We start from the raw sequence: 2,199 nt of genomic DNA, 5'->3' as shown, positions 1-2,199 counted from the left end.
TTCCTCACGGAAGGAGAAAGACGTATGACAGCTTGCGTCAACAGGAAGCACACCAAGAAGGTGGCTGCCGTCGTGACCGCGTCCCTGGTGGGCGCGCTCAGCCTCGGCGTGGCCCCCGTGGCCGCGATGGCGACCGAGGGCATCGACCTGCAGGCGGAGGACCTTTCCTCGGTCTGGGAGAGCACCGAGTTCACCTGGAACGTCGAGCCCCAGAAGGACGGCAGCTTCAAGGTCGAGACCGGCAACCAGCTCATCCTGAAGTCCGCCAAGGACATCAACGGCCCCGTTTCCATGGCTGACCTCACCGTCGTGTACGTCAAGGACACCAACAACGACGGAAAGCTCAACGGTACTGACAAGATCGTCAAGGCCACCACTCCTGAGACGGTCGGCACTTACTACGCGGTCGTCGTCAACGACAACATCTCGACGGACGACGCCCCCGGCAAGAGCATCGACGATTTCCGCAACCGCGCGGAGTACACCGGGTTCCAGGTTCAGGTCACCGCTAAGAGCCTCGAGGGCTCCTTCGCCTACCAGGGCGACGATGTGAACGATACCAAGTTCATGTACACCGGCTACGATTTCCGCGACGCTGGCGATACCGACAAGACGGCCAACATTCACTTCGCCGACAAGGACGGCAACCCCCTCGACGGCGCCGTGACCATCAAGATCACGAACGCCGCGGGCGTTGATGTCACCAACGGCGGCGTCAAGGATGCCGGCACCTACACCGTCACGCTCAACGGCGGCCAGGACAGCGCGGTTTACACCGACAGCTACACCTTCACCTTCACTGTCGACAAGATCGATCTGGCGAACTCCGCCGTCTCCGTCGACCCTGTCGCGAACGATGGCCTTTTCTACAACGCTTCCAGCAGTAGCGATTATGGCCACTTCCAGCAGCTGGAGGGCACCACTCACGTGTACGTGAACGGTGAGGAGCTTGCGCCCGACACGCTTGATATCAAGGCCAGCTCTGTCGAGGGCCTCGGCGCAACCTATCCCGGCAACACCTACTCCGGTGAGCCGGTCGGCCTCGTCTCCGCAGTGGCCAAGCCTGCTTCCGCCACAAACTTCACCGACGGCAACGCCGAGAAGTCCGTCAAGATCTACGTCGTCGAGGATCTGCTCAAGGAGGGCACCGACTTCTGGGCCTTCTACGACCAGAAGGATCTCGACGGCAAGCTCTACGTCGACCTTTCTAAGGGCGAGAGCTTCGACCCCAGCCTGATTACGGTCGAGGGCAAGAACGGCGCCGACTACTTCGAGTACGCCGCCACCGTTACCGTCACCAAGGACGGCGAGGTCGTGACCGACTACACCGAGCCGGGTACCTACAGCATCCGCGTCGACATCGATGTTCCCGACGACCTGTCCTACGCGGGCTCTGAGACCTACCAGCTTGTCGTCCTCGGCAAGCGCTACAGCGCACAGCCCAAGGCTTGGGCGACCATCGGCGGCAAGGACGCCTCCAACCCCGTTGAGTACAACGGTAAGGCGTTCACCCCGGCCGTCACCGTCAAGGACGGTTCCGCCGTGCTCACCGAGGGTGAGGACTACACGGTCGTCTACAAGGACGCCAAGGGCGAGGTCGTCGAGGAGATGGTCGAGCCCGGCAAGTACACCGCCGTCATCGACTTCGGCCAGGCTAACTACTACGACCACGGTGTCGCCAAGGACGTCGAGAACATCGAGTTCACCGTCGAGATCACCAAGGCTGAGATCGAGTCCGCCAAGGCCGACAAGGACGTCTACGACGTGAAGGGCGAGACCGTCGCTCCGACCTTCACCGCCTACACCAACAAGGACCTCAAGGGCCTCTCCGTCGCCATCGACCCGGCCACCGCGGGCGCGACCTACCACAAGGTCATGGAGAACGCCAAGGGCGAGCCGCTGTACATCTACAACCGCGCCACCCACAAGTGGGTGCTCCAGCTCGAGCCCGGCGACCTCGGCGCGTCCGACCTGACCGAGTCCGGCTGGTACGTGGCCGACCTGGTCGTCCCCGCTGACGACGCCCACTTCGAGGGTGAAGTGACCTCCGAGCCCTTCCAGATCTCCGAGTACGCCAAGTTCTCCGACGTGGACGCCTCCGCCTGGTACGCCGACGCCGTCTACAACGCGGCCGACCTCGGCTACATGACCGGCATCTCCGGCACCGACCTGTTCATGCCCATGGCCGACATCACCCGC

At 62.8% G+C, this 2,199-nt stretch carries 1 protein-coding gene; it reads left to right on the top strand.

All coding sequences use genetic code 11. The features are described from left to right. Nucleotides 1–24: 24 nt before the first annotated feature. A partial coding sequence (locus H6A16_RS10485) for an S-layer homology domain-containing protein (protein WP_204618987.1) occupies nucleotides 25–2,199 on the top strand: 2,175 nt, incomplete at its 3' end.

Source organism: Collinsella tanakaei (assembly GCF_016900375.1).
Lineage (GTDB): Bacteria > Actinomycetota > Coriobacteriia > Coriobacteriales > Coriobacteriaceae > Collinsella.
This window is presented reverse-complemented; position numbering and strand designations above follow the sequence as displayed.